This is a genomic window from Massilia sp. METH4 (assembly GCF_037094685.1).
Taxonomy (GTDB): domain Bacteria; phylum Pseudomonadota; class Gammaproteobacteria; order Burkholderiales; family Burkholderiaceae_D; genus Rugamonas.
In genome coordinates, this window is sequence record NZ_CP146614.1 from 5711347 (window position 1) to 5734809 (window position 23463).

Here is a 23463-nt window from a genome sequence, read left to right on the forward strand (position 1 = left end):
CTATTGTTTTTTGGGCGCCAGCGCCGGCGGCGCAATGTATTGCAGCGACAGCACCAGCGGAATCAAGGCCAGCGCCAGCCCGCCCAGCACGAGGTAGCCGTCGGCGATCGACAGCACGAAGGCCTGGTGCGAGACGCGGTCGGCCAGGCCGGCCAGCTCGCCTGGCTGCACCGCCCCGGCGCTGCGCCGCATATTGGCCGCGCCGTCGAGCAGCACATTGGCATGGGTGGCTTCGCGCACGGCCAGCAGGCGGCCGACGAGCGCGCTGCCGAACATGGTGCCGAAGGCGCGCAGCGTGTTGACGATGCCGGAGACCTGCGGCCCCTCCATCGGCTGGACCACGCTGGTGGCCAGGAACAGCAGCGCAATGACCGCCATGGGCTGGCCGAACGCGTGCAGCGCCTGCGCCAACGCGAATTCGGCCGCCATCCATTCGGGCGTCACGCGCGAGGCCACCCAGCAGGCGCAGGCGATCAGCAGCAGGCCCACCACGAACACGTGGCGCGCATCGATCCATTTCTTGTATAGCAGCCACGACACCATCGGGCCCAGGATGAACTGCGGCAGGCCTACCTGCAAGCCGATCACGGCCAGCTGCGGCGTGCGGAAATGCCAGGCGTGGCCCAGGTAGTCGGCCGGCAGCAGGGAGCCGGAAAGCAGCACGACCAGCATGCCGACGAAGACCGTGAAGCCCAGGCCGAGGTTGCGCCGGTGCAGCAGTTGCAGCTTGATGAAGGGCATGGGGTGAAACCACTCGCAGACCAGGAAGATCGCCAGCAGCGCCAGGCCGCCGCCGAACAGCCGGCACACCAGAGCGCTGTTGAACCAGTCCAGCCGCTCGCCCTGCGTCAGGCCGATGCCGATCATGACGAGGCCCGCCAGGCCCGTCACGAGGCCGGGCAGGTCGATCTGCCTGAAGCGCTCCAGCCGCACCGGGTCCTGCGGGATGCCCCACCCGACCGCGGCCAGCGAAAACAGCGCCATCGGCACGGTCTGCCAGAACATCAGGCGCCAGTCCATCACGCCATCGGTCCACGTGGCGGACAGCCAGGTGGCGACGTTCGGCGCGAACGTCGCCGTCATCGCATACAGCGCCAGGCCGTACAGCCGGATCGGGGTGGGAAAGAAGCGCAGCGCCGCGGCCATCAGCACCGGGATCAGCAGGCCGCCGAAAAAGCCTTGCAGGCAGCGCAACAGCAACAGCGTGGTGGTATCGGGCGCCAGCGGCGTGAGCAAGCCCAGCGAGGTAAAGATCGCCACCACGGCCATGTGGTAGCGGCGGAACGAGAACGTGATGGCGAACCATGCCGAGAACGGCATCGCCGCCAGCTCGAAGGCGGCATACAGGCTCGAGATCCAGCTGCCGTCATCGACGCCCATGCCGTACACGGCGCGGATATCGCCCAGCGCCAGGGTGCCGATGCGGCTGTTCAGGCCGGACATCATCGCGGCCACGAAAACGCCGACGACACCGGTCAGCAGGCGCGGGCCGAACGGATGGACGGCGGGGGCGGAAACGGGCGCCGCCGGGGATGCCGGGGCCGCCGCGGACAGTTGCGCGGTCATCGTCGATCCGTCCGCTTCGCGTCGACGGCCAGCCGGCGTGCGGCCGCGACCGCGGCGTGCCTGGCCTCCTCCAGCGTGGCGCAGATGCCGCTGTCGGCTACGCCGCCTGTCTCATAGGTCTGGATTTCCCAGTGCCAGCGGCCGTCGAACTCGTCCGGCCAGACGCACAGGCGGCGGTGCGCCACGCTGTAGATCGCGTCGTCGAGATCGCATACCCACAGGGGCAGCTCGAATTCGTCGGAGGGGTGCCAGTCGGGCATTGGCGGTCAGGAATTGATGAAAGGCATCAATTATACTGACCGGTATCTGAAGTTCAAGCGGTATTTTACTTATGAAGCACCCGGGATCGGTGTCGTACACCAGACGGGGATGATGCCCCGGAAAAAATGTCCGACACCAGACGGGTCGGAGGCGAAGCGGAAACCGGTGCCTGTCACCGGTTCTCCAGTCACCGGTTCTCCAGTCACCGGTTCTCCAGCCAGTCGGCCAATACCTCCTCGGTATGCTCGCCCAGCAGCGGTGGCGGCCGGTGGTAGGCGACGGGGGTGGCGGACAGGCGGATCGGGTTCGCCACCAGCGGCACGGTGCCGGCGACGGGGTGCGGCATCTCGATGCGCAGGCCGCGCGCCTGCACCTGCGGGTCGTCGAACACCTTGTCCACGGTGTTGATCGGGCCGCAGGGCACGCCGGCGCCCTCCATCAGCGCCACCCACTCGGCTGTCGTGCGCGTGACGGTGATGCGGTGCATGTCCCCGACCAGTTCCGCGCGGTGCCGCACGCGCTGGGGGTTCGTGGCGAACCGTTCGTCGCTGCCCCACTCGGGCCGGCCCAGCACCTCGCACAGCTTGCGGAATTGCCCATCGTTGCCGACGGCGACGATCATGTAGCCATCGGCCGTGGCGAACTCCTGGTAGGGCACGATGTTCGGGTGCGCGTTGCCCATCCGGCCTGGCGCCTTGCCGCCGACCAGGTAGTTCGACGCCTGGTTCGCCAGCACCGCGACCTGCACGTCCAGCAGCGCCAGGTCGATATGCTGACCTTCGCCGGTGCGTTCGCGGTACGCCAGCGCGGCCAGCACGGCGTTCGACGCGTACAGCCCCGTCATCACATCGGTCAGCGCCACGCCCACTTTCATCGGGCCGCCGCCCGGCTCGCCGTCCGGGCGCCCGGTCAGGCTCATCAGCCCGCCCATGCCCTGGATCAGGAAGTCGTAGCCGGCGCGCTGCGCGTAGGGGCCGTCCTGCCCGAAGCCCGTGATGGAACAGTAGATCAGCCGCGGATTGACCGGCTGCAGGCTCGCGTAATCGAGCCCGTATTGTTTCAGCCCGCCGACCTTGAAGTTTTCCAGCACCACATCGGCCCGCTCCGCCAGGCGGCGCACGAGCGCCTGGCCTTCCGGCGTGGCGATATCGATCGCCACCGACCGCTTGTTGCGGTTGGCGCTCAGGTAGTAGGCCGACTCGCCGGTGGGCTGGCCTTCCCCGTCGGCCAGCCACGGCGGCCCCCAGGCCCGCGTATCGTCGCCGCTGCCGGGCCGTTCGACCTTCACCACGTCGGCGCCCAGGTCCGCCAGCAGCTGGCCGGCCCACGGCCCGGCCAGCACGCGCGACAGGTCGAGCACCTTCAGGCCCGCCAGCGCGCCCTTGTTCACAGTGCCCGCCATGGCGTCAGAAGGCCGCGATGCCCGTCATCGCGCGGCCGAGGATCAGCGCGTGGATGTCGTGCGTGCCTTCGTAGGTATTCACCACCTCCAGGTTGACGAGGTGGCGCGCGACGCCGAATTCGTCGCTGATGCCGTTTCCGCCCATCATGTCGCGCGCCAGGCGCGCGATGTCCAACGCCTTGCCGCAGGAATTGCGCTTCATGATCGAGGTGATCTCGACGGCGGCGGTGCCCTCGTCCTTCATGCGGCCCAGGCGCAGGCAGCCTTGCAGGCCCAGCGTGATTTCCGTCTGCATGTCGGCCAGCTTCTTCTGCACCAGCTGGTTCGCCGCGAGCGGCTTGCCGAACTGCTTGCGGTCCAGTACGTACTGGCGGGCGCGGTGCCAGCAATCCTCGGCGGCCCCCAGCGCGCCCCAGGCGATGCCGTAGCGGGCGCTGTTCAGGCAGGTGAACGGGCCCTTCAGGCCGCGCACCTCGGGGAATGCGTTTTCCTCGGGGCAGAACACCTCGTCCATCACGATCTCGCCCGTGATCGAGGCACGCAAGCCCACCTTGCCGTGGATCGCCGGCGCGGACAGGCCCTGCCAGCCCTTCTCCAGCACGAAGCCGCGGATCGCGCCCTCGTCGTCCTTGGCCCATACCACGAACACGTCGGCGACCGGGCTGTTGGTGATCCACATCTTGCTGCCGGTGAGCCGGTAGCCGCCGTCGACCTTCTTCGCGCGGGTGATCATGCTGCCCGGGTCGGACCCGTGGTTCGGCTCCGTCAGGCCGAAGCACCCGATCCACTCGCCGCTGGCCAGCTTCGGCAGGTATTTCAGCTTCGTCGGCTCATTGCCGAATTCGAAGATCGGCACCATCACCAGCGAGGATTGCACGCTCATCATCGAGCGGTAGCCGGAATCGACGCGCTCCACCTCGCGCGCCACCAGCCCATAGCTGACGTAGTTCAGGCCGGCACCGCCATAGGTCTCCGGAATCGTCACGCCCAGCAGGCCCAGCTCGCCCATTTCGCGGAAGATCTCGACATCGGTCTTCTCGTTGCGGAACGCTTCCAGCACGCGCGGCGCCAGCCGGTCCTGGCAATAAGTGGCGGCGGAATCGCGCACCATGCGCTCCTCGTCGGTGAGCTGCTGGTTGAGCAGCAACGGATCGTCCCAATGGAAGGCAGTCTTGTGCTTGGAATTCATTTCATCATCTCGGGCAGGTTGGACATTCCTGCAATGTACAATCGCGCCAATCGTGCGGCAAACGTTTTATTCGCACTGAACTGTGCGCTTTACGCACTCCGGGACGCTTTTGATTGACGCTTTTTTTGATGATATGCGCCGAAAAATCCCCTCCACGCTCGCCCTCGCCGCCTTCGAATCGGCGGCGCGCCACCAGAGCTTCACGAAAGCGGCCGACGAGCTGGCCGTCACGCAAAGCGCCATCTGCCGCCAGATTGGCGCCCTCGAGGATTTCCTCGGCGTGAAACTGTTCCGCAGGGGGCGACGCGGCGTCGCGCTCACCGAGGCCGGCCTGGCCTACAGCCGCAAGGTGACGGCGCGGCTGGACGACGTGGAACGCGACACGGTGGAACTGATGGCCGGCGGTAGTAGCGGCGGCACGCTCGAGTTGGGGGTGGTGCCCACCTTCGCCACCAAGTGGCTGCTGCCGCGGCTGCCGGATTTCCTCTCGCGCCATCCGGGCATCACGGTCAACCTGTCCGCCCGTGCCCGCCCCTTCCTGTTCGACGAAACGCCGTTCGATGCGGCCATCCATGCCGGCGAGGCGTTCTGGCCCGGCACCGAAGGCATCCTGCTCATGCATGAGGACCTCGTTGCCGTGTGCAGCCCGACGCTGCGCAATGCGCATGAGTGGCAGGCGCAGCGACTGCTTCAGATCGGGACACGTCCCTACCTGTGGCGCGAGTGGTTCCGCTCCCTCGGCTTGATCGTGGAACGCGACATGGCCGGCCCGCGCTTCGAACTGTTCTCGATGGTGGCGGAGGCGGCCGTGCACGGCATGGGAATCGGGCTGGTGCCGCGCATGCTGGTCGAGGATGAGCTGGCGCGCGGCGTGCTCGCCACGGTCACGGCACACAGCTACCGCAGCGACCGGTCGTACCGGCTGTTGTACCCGGAGCGCAAGGCGGACTATCCGCCGCTGGCCGCGTTCCGGGACTGGCTGGCGCGCCAGGTCGTGGCCGGGGGGTGATGCTTGGACGCCACAGTAATGTGGCGAGGCATCTGCACCCGATACGCACACGGCGGAATTACCGGGCCGGTCCGACGATCGGATTGCCACGCATGAAATCGTTGACGCCGGGTGCGACCGATGCAAATAATGCAATTTTCAACCTCGGGAGCTGCACCATGCGCGTATTTGCTGCACTCGTCCTGGCCGCTGTCGCGGCGGTCCCCGCCCACGCCGCCATCGTCCAGTATCAATTCACCGCCACTGTCACCCGGATGCACGAAGTCAGGGGAGCCGTCACCTACGAGGACGTCGACTCCAGCAGCCTGGCCGGTCCCACGATCTCGCTCGGCGATACGTGGACCGGTGCCTTCTTCTACGACACCGATCAGTCGTTCGGCTATGTCGCCTCGTTCATCCAGGACACGAGCACCGGCCTGCTGTTCGACTCGAAGCTGGTCGAGCCCCTGCCACAGGTCTTTGTGCTGGATTCCCAGCCTGGCGCAGGCAGCGATTCGGTGCAGCTCGTCACCTACGATGCCGATGCCGACCTGGAAACCGGCAGCTTCTACTTCAGCGACTTCGATGGCACGGCGCTGTCCGGCACCGCGCTGCCGGCGAGCCTGGACTTGAACGCCTTCGAGTATGCGTCGGTCTCGTACAACTTCCTGCGCGGCGCCGATTTCGACTCCGTGAATGCCGAGGCCACGATCACGTCGCTGACGCTGTCCGACCTGCCGCCCCCGGTGCCCGAGCCCTCCACCTACGCCATGCTGGGCCTCGGCCTGGCCGCGCTCGCGATGACGAAGCGCTGGCGCCGCGCGTAAGTTTCACTGCGCGTCGAACCGTTCAAACCTCCCCACCAGGAAATCCACGAACGTCCTGATCCGCGCCGACAGCTGATGCCGGTGCGGATACACCGCATACACGTCCGCATCCGGCGTGCGGTAGCCCGGCAGCACCTGCACCAGCCGCCCGCTGTGCAGGTAACGTTCGATATCCCACTCGGCGCGCATCAGGATGCCGTGCCCGTCCAGCGCCCAGTTCACGGCGATCTCGCCATCGTTCGTCGTCAGGTTGCCGCGTACTTTCACGGCGGTCGCATCGCGTTCGGCATCCCTGCCGCTGAACAGCCTCCACACACCGTAGGCCTCGTCGCCCTGCCGGATGGCGATGCAGTTGTGCCGCCCCAGCTCCGCCGGCGTCTTCGGTTCCCCATGCCGTGCCAGGTATTTCGGCGAGGCGCACAGCAGGCGGCGGTTGGCCGCCAGACGCCGGGCGATCACGCGCGTATCGGCCGGCGCCCCGAAGCGGATGCAGACATCGAACTGGTCGTCGGCCAGCGGGGGCGGGTCGACCGACAGTTGCAGCTGCACGTCCACCTCCGGGTAGCGCAGCACGTACTGCGAGATTGCCGGGGCGATGTGCAGCCTGCCGAAGCCCAGCGTGGCATTCACGCGCAACTGCCCTTTCGGCGTGCCCTTCGACTTCGTGAGCATCTGCTCCAGGTCGGCGATCTCCTGCAGGATGCGCTGGGCATGCTCCAGCAGCACTTCCCCTTCCGGCGTGAGACTCATGCGCCGCGTGGTGCGGTTCACCAGCGGCACGCCGATGCGCCCCTCCAGCAGCGCCAGCCGCTTGCTGACTGCCGAGGTGGTGATGCCCATCTCGCGCGCGGCCGCGCTCAGGCTGCCGCTGGTGGCCAGGGTCACCACGAACGTCAATTCCGCCGGCTGCAATCCCACTTCCATTCTCAACCTCCAGGTTAACAACGGATTGAGTTTAGCCGCGATTTTCGCGCCGGTCCACCCGCTACAGTAGCCTCACTTTCAATCCATTCACCAGGAGACACCATGAAGACGTACCAGATCGCAACCATTCCCGGCGACGGCATCGGCAAGGAAGTCGTGCCGGCCGGCCGCGAAGTGCTGGCCACGCTGGCGGCCGGCTCGGGCTCGTTCAAGTTCGAATTCGAGGACTTCGACTGGGGCGGCGACTATTACCGCCAGCACGGCGTGATGATGCCGGGGAACGGCCTCGACGCGCTGCGCGGCAAGGATGCGATCCTGTTCGGTTCCGCCGGCGACCCGGATATTCCCGACCACATCACGCTGTGGGGCCTGCGCCTGAAGATCTGCCAGGGCTTCGACCAGTACGCCAACGTGCGCCCGACGCGCATCCTGCCGGGCATCGACGCGCCGCTCAAGCGCTGCGCCCCGGAAGACCTGAACTGGGTGATCGTGCGTGAAAACTCCGAGGGCGAGTACTCGGGCGTCGGTGGCCGCGTGCACCAGGGCCACCCGATCGAAGCCGCGACCGACGTGTCGGTGATGACCCGCGTGGGCGTCGAGCGCATCCTGCGCTTCGCGTTCCGGCTGGCCCAGTCGCGCCCCCGCAAGCAGCTGACCGTGATCACGAAGAGCAACGCGCAGCGCCATGCCATGGTGATGTGGGACGAGATCGCGCTCCAGGTATCGAAGGAATTCCCGGACGTGAAATGGGACAAGGAACTGGTCGATGCCGCCACCGCCCGCATGGTGAACCGCCCCGCCACGCTGGACACGATCGTGGCCACCAACCTGCACGCCGACATCCTGTCGGACCTGGCGGCCGCGCTGGCCGGCAGCCTGGGGATCGCCCCCACCGGCAACATCGACCCGGAACGCCGCTACCCGTCGATGTTCGAACCGATCCACGGCTCCGCCTTCGACATCATGGGCAAGGGCCTCGCCAATCCGGTGGCCACGTTCTGGTCGGTGGTCATGCTGCTCGAACACCTGGGCGAGCACGAAGCCGCGGCACGGGTGATGGCCGCCATCGAGCACGTCACCGCCAACGGGGCCTTGCACACGGGCGACCTGGGTGGCAAGGCCACGACGGCGGACGTGACGCGGGCGGTGTGCGCGTTCCTGTCGCAGGATGAGGACCGCAAGGCTGCCTAAGCTTGCCTAAGCTTGCCTAAGAGCGCCTAACAAAACCCGCAGGGCAAGGCGCGGCGTCGAAGACAGTACACCTGTACGGCGAGACGCTGCAACGCAGCCATGGGGGTTTTGTTAGGCGCTCTAAGTCCGCAGTTCCCGACCGGCCGCCAAGAGCACGGCGGGAACAGCGCGTCGCAGCACCCCACAATAGGAGACACCCATGTCAAAACGATTCTTTGGAAAGCTGTACCTCCAGGTCCTGATCGGCGTGCTTGCCGGCGGCATCCTCGGCGTGCTGTACCCGCACTTCGCGGCCGACCTGAAGCCGCTGGGCGATGCGTTCATCCGGCTGATCAAGATGGTGTTCGCGCCCGTGATCTTCGCGATGGTGGTATTGGGCATCGCCAAGATGGACAATATGAAGGAACTGGGGCGCGTGGGCGCCCGCGCGCTCATCTACTTCGAGATCATGTCCACCTTCGCGCTGGCGCTCGGTCTCGTCGTGGTCAACCTTGCCAAGCCGGGCGTGGGCATGAACGTCGACGTCGCCGCACTGGACACTTCCGGCATCAAGAACTACACCGCCGCCGCTGGCCACTCCGGCGGCTTCGTCGATTTCCTGCTGCACATGATCCCCACCAGCGTGATCGACGCGCTGGCCAAGAACGATATCCTGCAGATCCTCGTCTTTGCCACGATGTTCGGCGTGGCGCTGTCGCACATGGGCCAGCGCGCGAAACCGGTCGTCGACTTCCTGGAAGCGTTCAGCAACAGCATGTTCATCGTGGTCGGCATGATCATGCGCGTGGCGCCGTTGGCCGCGTTCGGCGCGATCGGCTTCACGGTCGGCAAGTACGGGCTCGGTTCGCTGGTCTCGCTGGGCTACCTGATGGCCTGCATGTACCTGACCTGCGTGGCCTTCGTGGTGGCGGTGCTGGGCCTGGTGGCGCGCCTGGCCGGCTTCAGCCTGTGGAAGTTTCTCCGCTATATCAAGGAAGAGCTGTTCACGGTGCTGGGCACCAGCTCTTCCGAGTCCGTGGTGCCCCAGCTGATGCGCAAGCTGGAGCACGTGGGCGTGTCCAAGCCCGTCGTGGGCCTGGTGATACCCTCCGGCGTCACGTTCAACCCCGACGGCCAGTGCATCTACTACACGATGGCGGCGATCTTCATCGCCCAGGCCACCAACACGCCGTTGTCCCTGACGGACCAGCTGGTGGTGCTGGGCGTGCTCATGGTCACCTCGAAAGGTTCGGCGGGCGTGACCGGTTCCGGCTTCATCACGCTGGCGGCCACGCTGGCCTCGATGGGCAAGATTCCCGTCGAGGGCATGGTGCTGCTGCTGGGCGTGGACCGCTTCATGTCCGAGGCGCGCGCCATCACGAACACGATCGGCAATGCCGTGGGCACGATGGCCATCGCCCAGTGGGTGGGTGCGCTGGACCGCAAGCAGATGGACCGCGTGCTGGACGGCAAATCGTCCGCCGAAGAGCTGCGCGCGCTGTACGAGCAGGACGACCATGCGCAAGGGAGCGCACCGGAGCTCGTGCAGGTTCACAAGGCATCGGCCTGACCGGTAGTATGCCCCTATACTATCCATATAAAGAGAACCATGGAGACGCGGATGAAGGACACCGACGCGCGCGCGCTGCTGCGGCGCATGCTCGACGCGGCGATTGCCGCCTCCCAGCCGGCATTGTGCATTCCCGGCCTGCTGCCGGAACCGCCGAAGGGCCGGACGATCGTGATCGGCGCCGGCAAGGCGTCGGCCGAGATGGCCCGGGCCGTCGAGCGCAACTGGAGCGGCCCGCTGGAAGGCCTGGTCGTCACGCGCTACGGCTATGCGGTGCCGTGCGAGCGGATCGAGATCGTCGAAGCCGCGCACCCGGTGCCGGACGCCGCCGGCCACGGGGCGGCCCGGCGCATGCTGGACCTGGTGCGGGGCCTGTCGGAAGACGACACGGTACTGTGCCTGATCTCGGGCGGCGGCTCCTCGCTGCTGCCGCTGCCGCTCGAGGGCATCACGCTGGAAGACAAGCAGCAGGTCAATGCGGCTCTGCTCAAGTCCGGCGCCACGATCAGTGAAATGAACTGCGTGCGGCAGCACCTCTCGGCCATCAAGGGAGGCAGGCTGGGTGCCGCCTGCCACCCGGCGAAGGTGGTGACGCTCCTGATCTCGGACGTACCCGGCGACGACCCGCGCGACATCGCTTCCGGCCCGACCGTGGCCGATCCCGGCACCTGCGAGGATGCGCTGGCCATCGTCCGCCGCTACGGCATCGCGCTGCCCGAGCGCGTGATGGACGTGCTGCGCAGCGGCCGCGGCGAATCGGTCAAGCCGGGCGACCCGCGGCTGGCGCGCGCCGAGGTGCGCATGATCGCCACGCCGCAGATGGCGCTGGAAGCGGCGGCCCGCGTGGCGCGGGATGCCGGCATCGCCCCCCACATCCTCGGCGACAGCCTGGAAGGCGAAGCGCGCGACGTCGGCAAGGTGCTGGCCGGCATCGCGTTGCAGGCGGCGCGGCGCGGCCAGCCGTTCGCCCCGCCGTGCGTGCTGCTGTCCGGTGGGGAAACGACGGTGACCGTGCGCGGCAAGGGCCGCGGCGGGCGCAATGTGGAATTCTTGCTGTCCTGCGCGCTCGCGCTGCGCGGCGAACCCGGCGTGTACGGCCTGGCGGCCGACACGGACGGCGTGGACGGCCAGGAGGAAATCGCCGGTGCCGTCATCGGCCCGGACACGCTGGAACGGGCCTGGGCCGCCGGCCTGCGCCCGAACGACAGCCTGGACGACAACGACGGCCACGGCTTCTTCGGCGCGCTGGGCGACAGCGTCGTCACCGGCCCCACCCTCACCAATGTCAACGATTTTCGCGCGCTGCTGGTCCTGCCGGCGCGCACGGGACAGCACAAAGAACAGGAGTAAGCATGCATCGCAACCGCAACGCCAAGATCGTCGCCACGCTCGGCCCGGCCAGCTCCGATCCGGTGACCATACGCGCCCTGTTCGCCGCCGGGGCGGACGTGTTCCGCCTGAACTTCAGCCACGGCAGTCATGCCGATCACCGGCAGCGCCTGGAGACGATCCGCGCCATCGAGGCGGAGACGGGCCGCCCGATCGGCGTGCTGCTCGACCTGCAGGGACCGAAGCTGCGCCTCGGCACCTTCGCCGATGGCGCCGTCGTGCTCGAGGCGGGCGCGCCATTTCGCCTCGACCTGGACCGCGACAGGCCGGGCGACCAGCTACGCGCGCCGCTGCCGCATCCGGAAATCTTCGCCGCGCTGGTGCCCGGCACCGACCTGCTGATCGACGACGGGCGCGTGCGGCTGCGGGTCGAGCGCTGCGGGGCGGATTTCGCCGAAACGACGGTGGTGACCGGCGGGCGCGTGTCCGACCGCAAGGGCGTCAACGTGCCGGGCGTGGTACTGCCGCTCTCCGCCCTCACCGAGAAGGACCGGCAGGACCTGGACTTCGGCCTGAAGCTGGGTATCGACTGGGTGGCCCTGTCATTCGTGCAGCGCCCCGAGGACATCGCCGAGATCCGCGCGATCGTCGGCCACCACGCGGGCATCGTCGCCAAGCTGGAAAAGCCCGCCGCGATCCACAGCCTCGATGCCATCGTGGGGGAGGCCGACGCGGTGATGGTCGCGCGCGGCGACCTGGGCGTGGAGATGCCGCCGGAACAGGTGCCGGCGATCCAGAAGCGCATCGTGCGTGCCTGCCGCAAGGTGGGCACGCCCGTGATCGTGGCCACGCAGATGCTCGAATCGATGGTGTCGGCACCGGTTCCCACCCGGGCCGAAGCGTCGGACGTGGCCACCGCCATCTACGACGGCGCCGACGCCGTGATGCTGTCGGCCGAATCGGCATCCGGCCAGTACCCGCGCGACGCGGTGCGCATCATGAACTCGATCATCGCGCAGACGGAGGCGGACCCGTACTACCGCGAGGAACTGGCAATCGCCGGCGGCGCGGCGGCCACGCTGGCTTCCGACGGCATCGGCATCGCCGTGCGCAGCGTTACCGAGGCGCTGCGCGTGGCCGCCGTCGTCGCCTACACCTGCTCCGGCTACTCGGCGCTGCGCATGGCGCGCGAGCGGCCGCGCGCGCCGATCGTGGGCATGACGCCTTCCGTCGCGACGGCGCGGCGCCTCGCCCTCGCCTGGGGCGTGCACCCGGTGCTGTGCCCGGAGGTGAACGACGTGACCGAGATGAGCGAGCGCGCCTGCGAGGTGGTGCGGCGCGAGGACGTGGCGCAGCCGGGCGATACGATCGTCATCTCCGCCGGCGTGCCGTTCGCGGTGCCGGGCACGACGAACCTGATGCGCATCGCGCAGGTGGATTGACGGGGCGGCAGAGACACGAACCCGACCCTCGGTCGACGCCCGGGCTTGCCTGGACCGAGGCGGTCTTCCCGGCTACCATGGCGCTCCCGCCATTGTGATTCCGACAAGATGACCGCGATTCCTGCCCCGACCTGTTTCCTGGCCGCCGCCTGGCTGCTTGCCGCGCTCTCCCTGTGGCTCCCCTCGCCCGCCGCAAGGTGGCCAGCCTGGGCACCCTGCCTTTTCCTCGCCTGCCTCGTCGGGCTCGTCGTTGGTGCCCTGCTCCCCGCTGGTGCGGCAACCGTGCTGGTACTGGCGGCGCTGTGCCTCGGCTGGCAGCGCCAGCACGGAGGGGTGGTCCAGGGCGTGTTGCTGGTGGCGATAGCCGTTCTCTCGCTCGCCCTCGCCCTGCACGCGGTGCCGGGCTTCGCCAATCCCCTGCTGTTCAAGGACGTGCAGGTAAGCCCCGGCGCGGCGCCGGTGTCGCTGTACCTGAACCTGGACAAGGCGGCCGCCGGCATCCTGCTGTGCGCCACCTTCGCGGCGCCGGCGCGCGAAGCCCTCGCCTGGCGCCGCGTCGGCACCGCGTGGCCCGTGATCGTGCTGACACCCGTCGTGGTGCTCGGCACCGGCGTCGCCGTCGGCTTCACGGCTGTCGAGCCGAAGTGGCTGGCCGAAGCGCCCGTCTTCCTGGTGCTTAACCTGTTCGTCACCTGCCTGGCCGAGGAAGCCTTCTTCCGCGCGCTGGTGCAGGGGCGCCTCGAACATGCACTGCGCGACCGGCGGCATGGCGCCACCCTCGCACTGGCGCTGGCTTCGGTGCTGTTCGGGATCGCCCACCTGGGCGGCGGTCCGGTACTCGCCGCGCTCGCGACGCTGGCCGGCATCGGCTACGGTCTCGCATGGCGCCGCGGCGGCATCGAAGCGGCGGTCCTCACGCATTTCGCCGTGAACGCGGGGCGCTTCGTGCTGCTGACCTATCCGGCGCTGAAGTGAGCGGATAAGTGAGCGGATAAGTGAGCAAATAAGCCGCGCGGGCAAAAAAAATGCCGGCGCGGGGCCGGCAAATTCCAATTCTCGGAGAGAGATTGGAGGAGACAGGTGAATCATCTCATCCGAACGGGTATCGCGCTACTTTATTTCCCGCATACCTCCCATCAGGCCAGTGAATGATTGGCGGGCAGCGCAAAAAAAATGCCGGCTCAAGGCCGGCAAATTCCAATTCAAGTAGAGATTGGAGGAGACGGAAACATCATCTCATCCGGCGCGATATCGCGCCACTTTATTTCCCGCATAGCGCCCATCAATCTCATGAATAATGGCCCGGCGCAATCACCGCACCAGGCAAGGCTTCTTGTTATCGAATTTCCAGCCCGGCACGAGGAACTGCATGGCGGCCGCGTCGTCGCGCGCGCCCAGGCCCATGTTCTTATACGCCTGGTGGGCCTTTTCCAGCTCCACCGGATCGAGCTCGATGCCCAGGCCCGGCTTTTGCGGGATGGCGACGAAACCGCCCTCGATTTTCATGGGCTCCTTCGTCAGGCGCTGGCCATCCTGCCAGATCCAGTGCGTGTCGATTGCCGTCACCTTGCCCGGCGCCGCGGCGCCCACGTGCGTGAACATCGCCAGCGAAATGTCGAAGTGGTTGTTCGAGTGCGAACCCCAGGTCAGGCCGAACATCTGGCACAACTGGGCCACGCGCACGGAACCCTGCATCGTCCAGAAGTGCGGGTCGGCCAGCGGAATGTCCACCGATTGCAGCTGGATCGAGTGGGCCATCTGACGCCAGTCGGTGGCGATCATATTGGTCGCCGTCGGCAGCCCGGTGGCGCGGCGGAATTCCGCCATCACTTCGCGGCCGGAGAAACCGTTCTCGGCGCCGCACGGGTCTTCCGCGTAGGCCAGGATGCCGTGCTTGTCGCGGCACACGCGGATCGCTTCCTGGAGCGACCAGGCGCCATTCGGGTCCAGGGTCACGCGCGCCTGCGGGAAGCGCTCGTGCAACGCGACGATCGCTTCCATCTCGGCGTCCGCGCTCAGCACGCCGCCCTTCAGCTTGAAATCGTTGAAGCCGTAGCGTTCGCGTGCCGCCTCGGCCAGCCGCACCACCGTTTCCGGCGTGAGTGCTTCTTCGTTGCGCACGCGGAACCAGGCGTCGTCCGCATCGGGTTCGGCGCGGTAGTCGAGCGTCGTCTTCCGGCGGTCGCCGACATAGAAAAGGTAGCCGAGCATCTCGACCTTGTCGCGCTGCTGGCCTTCGCCCAGCAGCGCCGCCACGGGCACGTTCATGAACTGGCCCAGCAGGTCGAGCAGCGCCGATTCCATCGCCGTCACGGCGTGGATCGTGATGCGCAGGTCGAAGGTCTGCAGGCCGCGGCCCGCGGAGTCGCGCTCGGCGAACACGCTTCGCATCGTGTTCAGGATGTTGTTGTATTCGCCCAGGCTCTTGCCGATCACCAGCGCGCGGGCATCTTCCAGCGTCTGGCGGATCTTCTCGCCGCCCGGCACTTCGCCGAGGCCCGTGTTACCCGCGCTGTCCGTCAGGATCACGATATTGCGGGTGAACCAGGCGCCGTGCGCGCCGGAGAGGTTGAGCAGCATGCTGTCCTGGCCCGCGACGGGCACCACGCGCATGTCGGTGACGATGGGGGCGCCGGAAATGTAGGTAGTCATATTGGTACTCTTGATTGGACGGTTATTTGACGAGGGATTTGGTCAGCGTGACGCGCTTGATATCGCCCACGATGAACAGGTAGCTGAAGATCGCGACCGCGGCATTGGCGCCGACGAAAACCAGCGCGCCGGCGAACGAACCCGTGTTCTGCACAATGTAGCCGATGACGATCGGCGTGGTGATGCCGGCGGTATTGCCGAAGGTGTTGAACAGCGCGCCGGACAGGCCACCCGCCTCCTTTGGCGACGTGTCGGACACCACGGCCCAGCCCAGCGCGCCGATGCCCTTGCCGAAGAAGGCCAGCGACATCACGGCCACCACCAGCATGTCGGTCTCGATGTAGTTACAGCCGATCATGCTCATCGACAGCAGCATGCCCAGCACGATCGGCACCTTGCGCGAGACGGACAGCGAGCAGCCCGACCTGGCCAGGCGGTCGGACATCCAGCCGCCGACGATGCCGCCCAGGAAACCGGCGATCGCCGGCATCGAGGCCACGAAGCCCGCCTTCAGGATCGTCATGCCGCGTTCCTGCACGAGGTAGACGGGGAACCAGGTGAGGAAGAAGTAGGTCAGCGTCGTGATGCAGTACTGCGCCACGTAGACGCCCAGCAGCATGCGGTTGCCCAGCAATTCCTTGATGGCGGCGAACACGTCGACCTTGCTCGGCTCGGCGCCATGCTTGCCCGTTTCCAGGTCGACCAGCGCGCCGCCTTCCTTGATGTACTGGAGCTCCGCCGCGTTGATCGAAGGGTGCTGGCGCGGGCCGTGGATGACCTTCAGCCAGACGAACGACAGGCCGATACCCAGCGCGCCCATCACATAGAACACGCTGTGCCAGTCATACGTGTGCACCAGCCAGCCCATGATCGGGGCGAACAGCACGGTGGCGAAATACTGCGCCGAGTTGAAGATGGCGGCGGCCAGGGCCCGTTCATTGGTGGGAAACCACGACGAGGCGATGCGGCTGTTGCCGGGGAACGAAGGCGCCTCGGCAGCGCCGACGAGCAGGCGCAGCGCGAACAGCAGCGCCACGGCGGCACCGCCCGTGAAGAAGCCGACGGCACCCGTCAGCATCGTGAACAGCGACCACAGGAAGATACTGAAGAAATACGTGATGCGCGAACCGAAGCGGTCCAGCAGCCAGCCGCCCGGCAGCTGGGCCAGCACATAGGACCACGCGAACGCCGAGAAGACATAGCCCATCTCCACGGCCGACAGGCCGAGATCGGCCTTCAGGTTCGGGCCGGCGATCGAGATCGTCGCGCGGTCGGCATAGTTGATGGTGGTGACGGCGAACAGCATCGCCAGGATGGTCCAGCGCGTGCGGGTGCGGGTCTGGGTCGCGGCGGCAACGGTCGCGGTTGGTGCGTGATCCATGGTGTCTCCTATGGTTGGTCTGATTGCACCGCACGATCATATGCGCGCCGGGCCCGGCCAACAAACCAATGTGTGATGACACCTATTCACATTTTGTATTACTGATCCCGGCCAGGGTACTGCCCGTCAGCCGGGATATTTACGCTTTCCCTACGTGAAAACCCGTACGGCACGTCGATCGCGTGCGTGATCGAGTCAGGACAGGCATCGCTGTCTCATGCGTCGGCGAAGGTGGGCAGCACGTCGTGCAGGAACAGTTGCAGCACCGGGTTGTCGTTGCTGCGCCGGTAGGTGCACACCATCTCGACGGGTTCGGTCGCCACCTCGCGCAGCACGATGCTTTCGAAATGGAGCCGCGCGGCGCCGGCCGCGATCAGCGCCACGCCCATGCCGGCGCGCACCAGCGCCAGCATCGTGTGCACCTGGCCGATGTGCTCCACGATGTCGGGCACCACGCCTTCGCGCGCGAAGCGCTCGGTCAGCATCTGGTGGAACGGCCGCGCCTCGTAGGGGGAATACATGATGAACGGCTTGCCGTGCAGGTCGGCCAGCGTGGGGTGCTCCGGCCACAGCGCCGCCTCGGCTTCGGGGATCGCCAGCATCAGCGATTCGGTGGCGATGCGCTTGCTGGTCAGTTCCGCATTGATCGGGTGGGGGCGCATCAGGCCCAGGTCGAGCTGGCCCGCGTTCAGCATCTCCACCTGCGTGGTGCTGACCAGTTCCTTCAGCGTCAGCGAGATGCCGGGCGCCCGGTCGCGCAGGCGGCGCACCACTTCCGGCAGCAGGTTGTAGCCGGACGCGGACGTGAAGCCGACCGCCAGGGTGCCCTGGTCGCCCTTCGCCGCGCGCCGCGCGGTGAACGCGGCCTCCTCGGCCATGCGCAGGATGCGCGCCGCCTCGGGAAAGAACGCCCGGCCCGCCGCCGTCAGCCGCACGGTGCGGCTGTTCCGCTCCAGCAGTTGCGCGCCCACGTGGTGCTCGAGCAGGCGGATCTGGCGCGACAGCGGCGGCTGCGTCATGTTCAGGCGCTCGGCGGCCCGGCTGAAGTGCAATTCTTCGGCCACGGCGACAAAGCAGCGGAGCTGGCTAATTTCGAACATATCGATGTAGGGGAGCGCTGCGAAGCCGCCATTCTCGTCTGGCGCGCCCGCCGCCGCAACCCGCAATGTTGCCGGAAAAATGGGGACAGCCCCCATTTTCGCGGCAATCTTTCCCGGAAAATGGGGTACGTCCCCATTTTCAAGGCAACATTCAGGCAAAAAAAATGCCGGCTCGGGGCCGGCGAATTCCAATTCTCGGAGAGATTGGAGGAGACGGGTGCATCTTCCCATGCCCCAAGCCATCCCGCCACTTTATTTCCCGCATGACACAGATAAGTTCCGTGAATAACTGTCCTGCTTTTAACAGACGCGTGATCGGTAGCGCAACCAAAAATATTCCAACGATAAGTTTTTATCGGCTAACATAGAGTAATGGTTGCGCTATTCATTTGCGATAACGCGAGTGTTACAACCTCATAACGATAAAGCGAGACATCATGACCAACGTGCAACACCCTGTCGCCGGCCGCCTCTCGGTGGTGGAAAAGGTCGGTTACTGCCTGGGCGACCTGGCCGCGAACCTGATCTTCCAGACCCTGCTCACCTTCATCGCCTTCTTCTATACCGACGTGTTCAAGGTATCGGCCAACGCCGCTGCCACGATCATCTTCGCCGGCGGCATCGTGGGCGCCTGCTTCAATCCGCTGATGGGGCTGATCGCCGACCGCACGGTGACCCGCTGGGGCAAGTTCCGCCCGTGGATCCTGTGGACGTCGATCCCGTTCGGCCTGATCGCCATCCTCGCGTTCAGCACGCCCGACCTGGGCCCGGACGGCAAGATCATCTACGCCTCCCTCACCTACGTGCTGCTGATGCTGGTGTACTCGGCCAACAACCTGCCCTACTCGGCGCTGTCCGGCGTCCTCACCGGCAGCATGTCGGAGCGTAACAGCCTGTCGGCCTATCGCTTCGTGGCCGTGATGGTGGCGCAGTTCATCATCCAGGTGCTGCTGCTGCCGCTGGTGCTGATCCTGGGCGACGGCGACAAGGTCGTCGGCTTCCGCAACACCATGGTGATCTTCGCGATCGCCGGCACCATCTGCTTCCTCATCACGTTCTTCACGACGCGCGAGCGTATCGTGCCGACGGCGGCGCAGCGTTCCAGCATCGGCCAGGACATCACGGACCTGCTGCGCAATCGCCCCTGGATGGTGATGCTGACGGTGACGATCCTCGTATTCATCACGCTGGCCCTGAAGGGCGGCATGTACATCTATTACTTCCGCAGCTACCTTTCGAGCGCGCACCTGGCCACCTTCCTGCAGGATGTGGGCTTCAACGGCTTCATCGCCGGCCTGAACGCCGTGCTGGCCGGCATGGGACTCACTGCCTTCCAGTGGCCCGAAGACGCGCCCACCTCCGCCTTCAGCGTGTTCAATGCGATCGGCATCGTGATGATGATCGTCGGTATCGGCTTCTCGCGCCCGCTCGCCGACCGGTTCGGCAAGCGCGAGGTGTTCGGCGTCGCCCTGTTCATCTCCACGCTGTTCATGCTGGCGTTCTACTTCTACGCGCCCACGTCGATCGGCCTGGTATTCGTGTCGCAGCTGCTGCACGGCTTCTTCTACGGCATCACGATCCCGCTGCTGTGGGCCATGATCGCCGACGTGGCCGACTACTCGGAATGGAAGAACAACCGCCGCGCCACCGCGCTGCTGTTCTCGGCCATGATCTTCGGCCTGAAGGCGGGCCTGTCGATCGGCGGCGCGCTGGTGGCCGCCCTGCTGTCGGTGGTCGGCTACGACGCGACCCAGGCGGCACAGGCGCCGGCTGTGGCCGACGGCATCCGCCTGTCCGTCAGCCTGTACGCCGCGATTCCCTTCCTGATCGCGGTCGGCAGCCTGGCATTCTACGAAATCAGGAAATCGACCGAGCGCACGATCGAACAGGAACTGGGCCTGCGCCGCGCCGCCGCCCAGCAATAACTATCACCATCACACAAGAACGACATGGCAGACAATAAGGAAACCCTGGACCGCGTGGAACAGCTGAAAGGCAGCGCGATCTCGCAACCGCTCGTCACGCACCTCTACACGGCCGACCCGTCGGCCCACGTGTTCGACGGCCGCATCTATATCTACCCGTCGCACGATATCGAGGCGGGCATTCCCTTCAACGACAACGGCGACCATTTCGCCATGGAGGACTACCACGTCTTCTCGATGGACCGGCCCGATGGCGAGGTGACGGACCACGGCGTGGCGCTGCACGTGAAGGACGTGCCGTGGGCGGCGCGCCAGATGTGGGCGCCGGACGCTGCCCGCAAGGACGGCAAGTACTACCTGTACTTCCCCGCCAAGCGCGCCGACGGCATCTTCCAGATCGGCGTGGCGGTATCAGGCAGCCCGACCGGCCCGTTCACGCCGGAAGCAGCGCCGATCGAGGGTTCCTACTCGATCGACCCGTGCGTGTTCGAGGATGGGGGCGAACACTATATGTACTTCGGCGGCATCTGGGGCGGCCAGTTGCAGAAGTACCGCGACAACCGCTTCGACGCGGGCAATGAGGAACCGGCCGACCATGAACCGGCGCTGACCGCGCGCGTGGCGCGCCTCTCGGCGGACATGAAGCAGTTCGCCGAAGCGCCCCGCCCCGTCGTCATCCTCGACGAAGACGGCAAGGAACTGCTGGCCGGCGACCACGACCGCCGCTACTTCGAAGGGCCGTGGATGCACAAGTACGACGGCAAGTACTACTTCTCGTACTCCACCGGCGACACGCACTTCCTGTGCTACGCAACCGCCGACAATCCCTATGGCCCGTTCACGTACCAGGGCAAGATCCTCACGCCGGTGATCGGCTGGACCACGCACCACTCGATCGTGGAAGTCGATGGCCGCTGGTTCCTGTTCTACCACGACAGCAGCCTGTCCGGCGGGGTCACGCACCTGCGCTCGGTGAAGGTAGCGGAGCTGCGCTATGACGACGAAGGGAAGATCGTCACGCTGTATCCGTATGGGGAAGCGAACCAGGACGTCGATATCGCCTGACGGGTCCTCGGCACGTCGAGCTCGGCGGCCGCCAGCCGCTGAGCATCTGTGTCTGGCACCATTTTCCTGCGGAAAATGGTGTCAGACACAGGTTTTCTCATGCGTCGGTGGCAAAATCAAGCCACCAGGGATTTCCTCCGCCGCGCCACCGCGGCCAGGATCCCCAGCCCGCCCAGCATCATCCCCGCCATCCCCGGCTCCGGCACCGCGCTCACATTCGTGTACGTGCCATCGAAGCCGTACGTGACCGCCAGGCTGTCGATCGTCGTCGCGCCCATCAATTGCATGAAGGCCGCATCTCCCACGTAGTCACCCAGGAAGCGCAGCGTATAGCCGCCGCCTTCGTGCGTGATGGCCAGCGTCTCGCCGCCGGCAATCGCGCCCAGCCCATTGAACGTCAGGGCGCCGCCGCCGAGCACGATGGCCGAGCTGTCGGCCAGCGACAGGCTGGCGAAGGTCTGCGCGGCCGCGCCGGTCAAGTCCAGCGTGCCGCCGGCCAGCACCAGCGCCGTATTCGCGCCGGTCACGCCCGCGCCACTCAGGGTCAGCGTTCCGCTCTTGAGTTCGACGCGCGCAAAGTTCGCGATCGCGCCGGCGTAGGCAAAGGCGTTGCCGGCGCCCGCATCGGTCACGAACGCATTGGTGCCGCCGCCGCCATCGACGCTCCCCAGCACCACGGCATTGCCGCCACTGATCAACAGCGTGTCGTCGCCGCCGCCGAAGGCGATGGCGCGGCCGCTGCTGGCCCCGTCGATGGTGCCGGCATTCGTGATGAAGGCGTCGTCGGCATTGGTGACGATTGCCGCGCTCGCCGAACCGCCGCCGCGGATCGTGCCGCCGGCCCGGTTGTCGATGGCGACCGTGTAGCCGCTGGCCGCGCCGCCGGTGACAGCGATGGCCGAATCGCCTTGCCCGCGGATCACGCCGCCGGCGTGATTGACGATCGCCGCGTTGCCATACAGGCCTTCGCGCGTGCCGGCCAGCGGGCCGTTCTCGATATCGTTGCCGGCCAGCGTGATGCCGCGGCCCACCGCGTTCGCGTTGCCGGCAGCGACCAGCCCTTCGATGGTGCCCGTGTTGACGATGGTGCCACCGCCCGCCGAGATACCCTCGCTGAAGGCCGTGCCGGACGCTTCCACCGCGTTCAGGGAACGGATCGTGCCGCTGTTGACGATGTTCACCAGGCCGTCGACGTCGACGCCGTCGCCGTCACCAGTCACGCCATTCCCGGAAATCAGCCCGGCGTTGACGATCGTGACCACTTGCCGGCCGTTGAAGCCGTCCACATTGATGCCCGAGCCGTCGTTGCCGCGCACGATGCCGCCGGCCAGGTTCGTCAGGTCCAGCGTCGAAGCGGTGTTGGCGTTCTTCTGCTCGAACGTGATGCCATGCCGGCCCGCATCGATCAGCCCCGTCGCCGCATTGGTGACGCGGATGCCGCTGTGCTCCTGGCCATCGATGCCGTCGCTGCTGGCTCCCGTCGCCGTCACCGAGCGGATCGTGCCGGCGTTGAACACCACGCCATTTGCACCGGGGCGCACGGCATCGGCCTCGTTGGCCAGCAGCAGGCCGCCCGCGTAGTTGTTGATCGTGTTCGCGCCCGTGACGGCGTTGAAGTCGACGGCCTGCGCGCCGCCCGCCGAGGCGTTCAGCGAGACCAGCGAGCCGTAATTGTTCAGCGTAACGGAGGAAGCGGGCGCATTGAGCTGCACTACGTCCGCATCCGCGGTACGGATCAGCGCCGTGGCATTCGTCGCGCTGCCGTTGTTGATCACGAACTCCTGCACGGCGCCGCTGGCGCGCACGGCACGGCCGCTACCGGTTTGCGCGATCGTGCCCAGGTTGTTCAGCGTGGCGCTATCGCCGGTCACGGCCAAGGCCACTGCGGAGCCGCCGACCGTCAGCGAGCCCGCCGCTCCCACCACGCCCACCTGGCCGCTGCCGGGGCCCAGTGTCTGCGCCGTGGTGCTGCCCGTTGCGATGGTAAACGAGGCGGCGCTCGCCAGCGCGGGGCTCGCCAGCGCGACGGCCAGCATCATGGCGTTGAACGGCAGGCCGGTACGGCTGCAAAGTTTCGAGGAAGGGGACATCGGTGGGCTCCGGAAAATAATAGTTGTCAAAGTTAAACTACCAAAATGACAACCGTGTGACACCCACCCCTTGCTTCTATGGCACCCAGCCCGGCAAGGCCGCTGCCTGGCGTATCCACGCGGCCAGCAAGGCTTCGTCCAGCGCATCGTCCTCGTGGATGTGGTAATACCGCACGCCCGGGCTCTTCGACGCCACCGGCGGCAGCGGGTCCAGCGACGCCCCCTGGAAGAACGACACCTTGATATAGCGCGCGAAGCAGTGATACCCGAGGAAGAAACTGCGGCCGTCGACGCCATACAGCGGCGAGTTCCATTTCACCGCCTTGCGCACGCCGGGCACGGTGCGCTCGATCAGCGTATCGAGTTGCTTGCCGACCGCGCTTTTCCAGCCGGGCATCGCGGCGATGTAGGCTTGCACGGGGCCGTCGCCGTCGCCCTTCGGGATCTGTGGATTGCCACCGGAAAGCAACACGGGCTGCGCCGGATCGGTGGCCGGCGCTGGCGGCCTTGCAGATCGTTTATCAGCCATCGCGTGCTCCCCCGAGTGTCGAATGGCAAGATTAGCGCAATGGTGGCGTCATG

The 23463-nt window shown here is 66.6% G+C and carries 19 protein-coding genes; 9 read left to right on the plus strand and 10 right to left on the minus strand.

Annotation, left to right across the window (positions count from 1 at the left end; genetic code table 11):
- The 4 genes from V6Z91_RS25030 to V6Z91_RS25045 form a co-directional block, all read right to left on the minus strand.
- Nucleotides 1-1566: an MFS transporter gene (locus V6Z91_RS25030; protein WP_338762636.1), complete on the minus strand. Its 1566-nt coding sequence runs from the start codon at nucleotides 1564-1566 to the stop codon at nucleotides 1-3.
- Nucleotides 1563-1826 (minus strand): hypothetical protein, encoded by a 264-nt coding sequence (locus tag V6Z91_RS25035; protein ID WP_338762638.1) that lies wholly within the window; start codon nucleotides 1824-1826, stop codon nucleotides 1563-1565. The genes V6Z91_RS25030 and V6Z91_RS25035 overlap by 4 nt, the downstream gene beginning before the upstream one ends.
- Nucleotides 1827-2029: 203 nt before the next feature.
- The gene (locus V6Z91_RS25040; protein WP_338762641.1) at nucleotides 2030-3229 is read right to left on the minus strand and encodes a CaiB/BaiF CoA-transferase family protein; all 1200 of its coding nucleotides are present in this window, start codon (nucleotides 3227-3229) and stop codon (nucleotides 2030-2032) included.
- 4 nt (nucleotides 3230-3233) lie between these two features.
- Nucleotides 3234-4418, minus strand: coding sequence for an acyl-CoA dehydrogenase (locus tag V6Z91_RS25045; RefSeq protein WP_338762644.1), 1185 nt, complete (start codon nucleotides 4416-4418; stop codon nucleotides 3234-3236).
- A gap of 133 nt (nucleotides 4419-4551) precedes the next feature.
- Here V6Z91_RS25045 and V6Z91_RS25050 point away from each other — a divergent pair, with 133 nt between their 5' ends.
- Nucleotides 4552-5427, plus strand: a complete 876-nt coding sequence (locus V6Z91_RS25050) for a LysR family transcriptional regulator (RefSeq protein ID WP_338762646.1) — start codon at nucleotides 4552-4554, stop codon at nucleotides 5425-5427.
- A gap of 158 nt (nucleotides 5428-5585) precedes the next feature.
- Nucleotides 5586-6233 (plus strand): PEP-CTERM sorting domain-containing protein, encoded by a 648-nt coding sequence (locus V6Z91_RS25055; RefSeq protein ID WP_338762648.1) that lies wholly within the window; start codon nucleotides 5586-5588, stop codon nucleotides 6231-6233.
- Nucleotides 6234-6236: 3 nt separating this feature from the next.
- Here V6Z91_RS25055 and V6Z91_RS25060 read toward each other — a convergent pair whose 3' ends face one another.
- Nucleotides 6237-7157, minus strand: a complete 921-nt coding sequence (locus V6Z91_RS25060) for a LysR family transcriptional regulator (protein WP_338762651.1) — start codon at nucleotides 7155-7157, stop codon at nucleotides 6237-6239.
- 102 nt (nucleotides 7158-7259) lie between these two features.
- Between V6Z91_RS25060 and V6Z91_RS25065 the strand changes: the two genes are divergently transcribed.
- From V6Z91_RS25065 to V6Z91_RS25085, 5 genes are all read left to right on the plus strand, one after another.
- Nucleotides 7260-8348, plus strand: a complete 1089-nt coding sequence (locus V6Z91_RS25065) for a tartrate dehydrogenase (protein ID WP_338762654.1) — start codon at nucleotides 7260-7262, stop codon at nucleotides 8346-8348.
- A gap of 199 nt (nucleotides 8349-8547) precedes the next feature.
- A complete protein-coding gene (locus tag V6Z91_RS25070) occupies nucleotides 8548-9897 on the plus strand; it encodes a dicarboxylate/amino acid:cation symporter (RefSeq protein WP_338762657.1) in 1350 nt (449 codons plus the stop codon).
- A gap of 51 nt (nucleotides 9898-9948) precedes the next feature.
- Nucleotides 9949-11247, plus strand: a complete 1299-nt coding sequence (locus V6Z91_RS25075) for a glycerate kinase (RefSeq protein WP_338762660.1) — start codon at nucleotides 9949-9951, stop codon at nucleotides 11245-11247.
- A 2-nt stretch (nucleotides 11248-11249) separates the two neighbouring features.
- Complete coding sequence (gene pyk, locus V6Z91_RS25080; protein ID WP_338762663.1) at nucleotides 11250-12668, plus strand: pyruvate kinase; 1419 nt, start codon at nucleotides 11250-11252, stop codon at nucleotides 12666-12668.
- A 108-nt stretch (nucleotides 12669-12776) separates the two neighbouring features.
- Nucleotides 12777-13643, plus strand: coding sequence for a CPBP family intramembrane glutamic endopeptidase (locus tag V6Z91_RS25085; protein ID WP_338762666.1), 867 nt, complete (start codon nucleotides 12777-12779; stop codon nucleotides 13641-13643).
- A 336-nt stretch (nucleotides 13644-13979) separates the two neighbouring features.
- On the opposite strand, the gene gudD is transcribed toward V6Z91_RS25085, so the two are convergent.
- The 3 genes from gudD to V6Z91_RS25100 all read right to left on the minus strand — a co-directional run bounded on the left by gudD (nucleotide 13980) and on the right by V6Z91_RS25100 (nucleotide 17801).
- Nucleotides 13980-15320 (minus strand): glucarate dehydratase, encoded by a 1341-nt coding sequence (gene gudD / locus V6Z91_RS25090; protein WP_338762669.1) that lies wholly within the window; start codon nucleotides 15318-15320, stop codon nucleotides 13980-13982.
- Nucleotides 15321-15342: 22 nt separating this feature from the next.
- Nucleotides 15343-16701, minus strand: a complete 1359-nt coding sequence (locus V6Z91_RS25095; RefSeq protein ID WP_338762672.1) for an MFS transporter — start codon at nucleotides 16699-16701, stop codon at nucleotides 15343-15345.
- Nucleotides 16702-16916: 215 nt separating this feature from the next.
- On the minus strand, nucleotides 16917-17801 hold the full coding sequence (locus V6Z91_RS25100; protein WP_338762675.1) for a LysR family transcriptional regulator: 885 nt from the start codon (nucleotides 17799-17801) through the stop codon (nucleotides 16917-16919).
- Nucleotides 17802-18238: 437 nt separating this feature from the next.
- Between V6Z91_RS25100 and V6Z91_RS25105 the strand changes: the two genes are divergently transcribed.
- Entirely contained in the window at nucleotides 18239-19726 is a 1488-nt protein-coding gene (locus tag V6Z91_RS25105) for a glycoside-pentoside-hexuronide (GPH):cation symporter (protein WP_338762678.1), read from the plus strand.
- A gap of 24 nt (nucleotides 19727-19750) precedes the next feature.
- Nucleotides 19751-20791 carry a glycoside hydrolase family 43 protein gene (locus V6Z91_RS25110; RefSeq protein ID WP_338762680.1) on the plus strand — a complete coding sequence of 347 codons (1041 nt, stop codon included), beginning with the start codon at nucleotides 19751-19753 and terminating at the stop codon, nucleotides 20789-20791.
- Nucleotides 20792-20907: 116 nt separating this feature from the next.
- Here the strand turns inward: V6Z91_RS25110 and V6Z91_RS25115 are convergent, their stop codons facing one another.
- Together V6Z91_RS25115 and V6Z91_RS25120 are read right to left on the minus strand one after the other, a co-directional pair.
- A complete protein-coding gene (locus tag V6Z91_RS25115) occupies nucleotides 20908-22881 on the minus strand; it encodes a PEP-CTERM sorting domain-containing protein (protein ID WP_338762682.1) in 1974 nt (657 codons plus the stop codon).
- A 76-nt stretch (nucleotides 22882-22957) separates the two neighbouring features.
- The gene (locus V6Z91_RS25120) at nucleotides 22958-23410 is read right to left on the minus strand and encodes a DUF1801 domain-containing protein (RefSeq protein ID WP_338762685.1); all 453 of its coding nucleotides are present in this window, start codon (nucleotides 23408-23410) and stop codon (nucleotides 22958-22960) included.
- Nucleotides 23411-23463 lie beyond the last annotated feature (53 nt).

Excerpts from the sequence above, each read along its gene's own strand:
- V6Z91_RS25030 (WP_338762636.1), bottom strand. The coding sequence starts at position 1,566 with ATGACCGCGCAACTGTCCGCGGCGGCCCCGGCATCCCCGGCGGCGCCC.
- V6Z91_RS25035 (WP_338762638.1), bottom strand. The coding sequence starts at position 1,826 with ATGCCCGACTGGCACCCCTCCGACGAATTCGAGCTGCCCCTGTGGGTA.
- V6Z91_RS25040 (WP_338762641.1), bottom strand. The coding sequence starts at position 3,229 with ATGGCGGGCACTGTGAACAAGGGCGCGCTGGCGGGCCTGAAGGTGCTC.
- V6Z91_RS25045 (WP_338762644.1), bottom strand. The coding sequence starts at position 4,418 with ATGAATTCCAAGCACAAGACTGCCTTCCATTGGGACGATCCGTTGCTG.
- V6Z91_RS25050 (WP_338762646.1), top strand. The coding sequence starts at position 4,552 with ATGCGCCGAAAAATCCCCTCCACGCTCGCCCTCGCCGCCTTCGAATCG.
- V6Z91_RS25055 (WP_338762648.1), top strand. The coding sequence starts at position 5,586 with ATGCGCGTATTTGCTGCACTCGTCCTGGCCGCTGTCGCGGCGGTCCCC.
- V6Z91_RS25060 (WP_338762651.1), bottom strand. The coding sequence starts at position 7,157 with ATGGAAGTGGGATTGCAGCCGGCGGAATTGACGTTCGTGGTGACCCTG.
- V6Z91_RS25065 (WP_338762654.1), top strand. The coding sequence starts at position 7,260 with ATGAAGACGTACCAGATCGCAACCATTCCCGGCGACGGCATCGGCAAG.
- V6Z91_RS25070 (WP_338762657.1), top strand. The coding sequence starts at position 8,548 with ATGTCAAAACGATTCTTTGGAAAGCTGTACCTCCAGGTCCTGATCGGC.
- V6Z91_RS25075 (WP_338762660.1), top strand. The coding sequence starts at position 9,949 with ATGAAGGACACCGACGCGCGCGCGCTGCTGCGGCGCATGCTCGACGCG.
- pyk (WP_338762663.1), top strand. The coding sequence starts at position 11,250 with ATGCATCGCAACCGCAACGCCAAGATCGTCGCCACGCTCGGCCCGGCC.
- V6Z91_RS25085 (WP_338762666.1), top strand. The coding sequence starts at position 12,777 with ATGACCGCGATTCCTGCCCCGACCTGTTTCCTGGCCGCCGCCTGGCTG.
- gudD (WP_338762669.1), bottom strand. The coding sequence starts at position 15,320 with ATGACTACCTACATTTCCGGCGCCCCCATCGTCACCGACATGCGCGTG.
- V6Z91_RS25095 (WP_338762672.1), bottom strand. The coding sequence starts at position 16,701 with ATGGATCACGCACCAACCGCGACCGTTGCCGCCGCGACCCAGACCCGC.
- V6Z91_RS25100 (WP_338762675.1), bottom strand. The coding sequence starts at position 17,801 with ATGTTCGAAATTAGCCAGCTCCGCTGCTTTGTCGCCGTGGCCGAAGAA.
- V6Z91_RS25105 (WP_338762678.1), top strand. The coding sequence starts at position 18,239 with ATGACCAACGTGCAACACCCTGTCGCCGGCCGCCTCTCGGTGGTGGAA.
- V6Z91_RS25110 (WP_338762680.1), top strand. The coding sequence starts at position 19,751 with ATGGCAGACAATAAGGAAACCCTGGACCGCGTGGAACAGCTGAAAGGC.
- V6Z91_RS25115 (WP_338762682.1), bottom strand. The coding sequence starts at position 22,881 with ATGTCCCCTTCCTCGAAACTTTGCAGCCGTACCGGCCTGCCGTTCAAC.
- V6Z91_RS25120 (WP_338762685.1), bottom strand. The coding sequence starts at position 23,410 with ATGGCTGATAAACGATCTGCAAGGCCGCCAGCGCCGGCCACCGATCCG.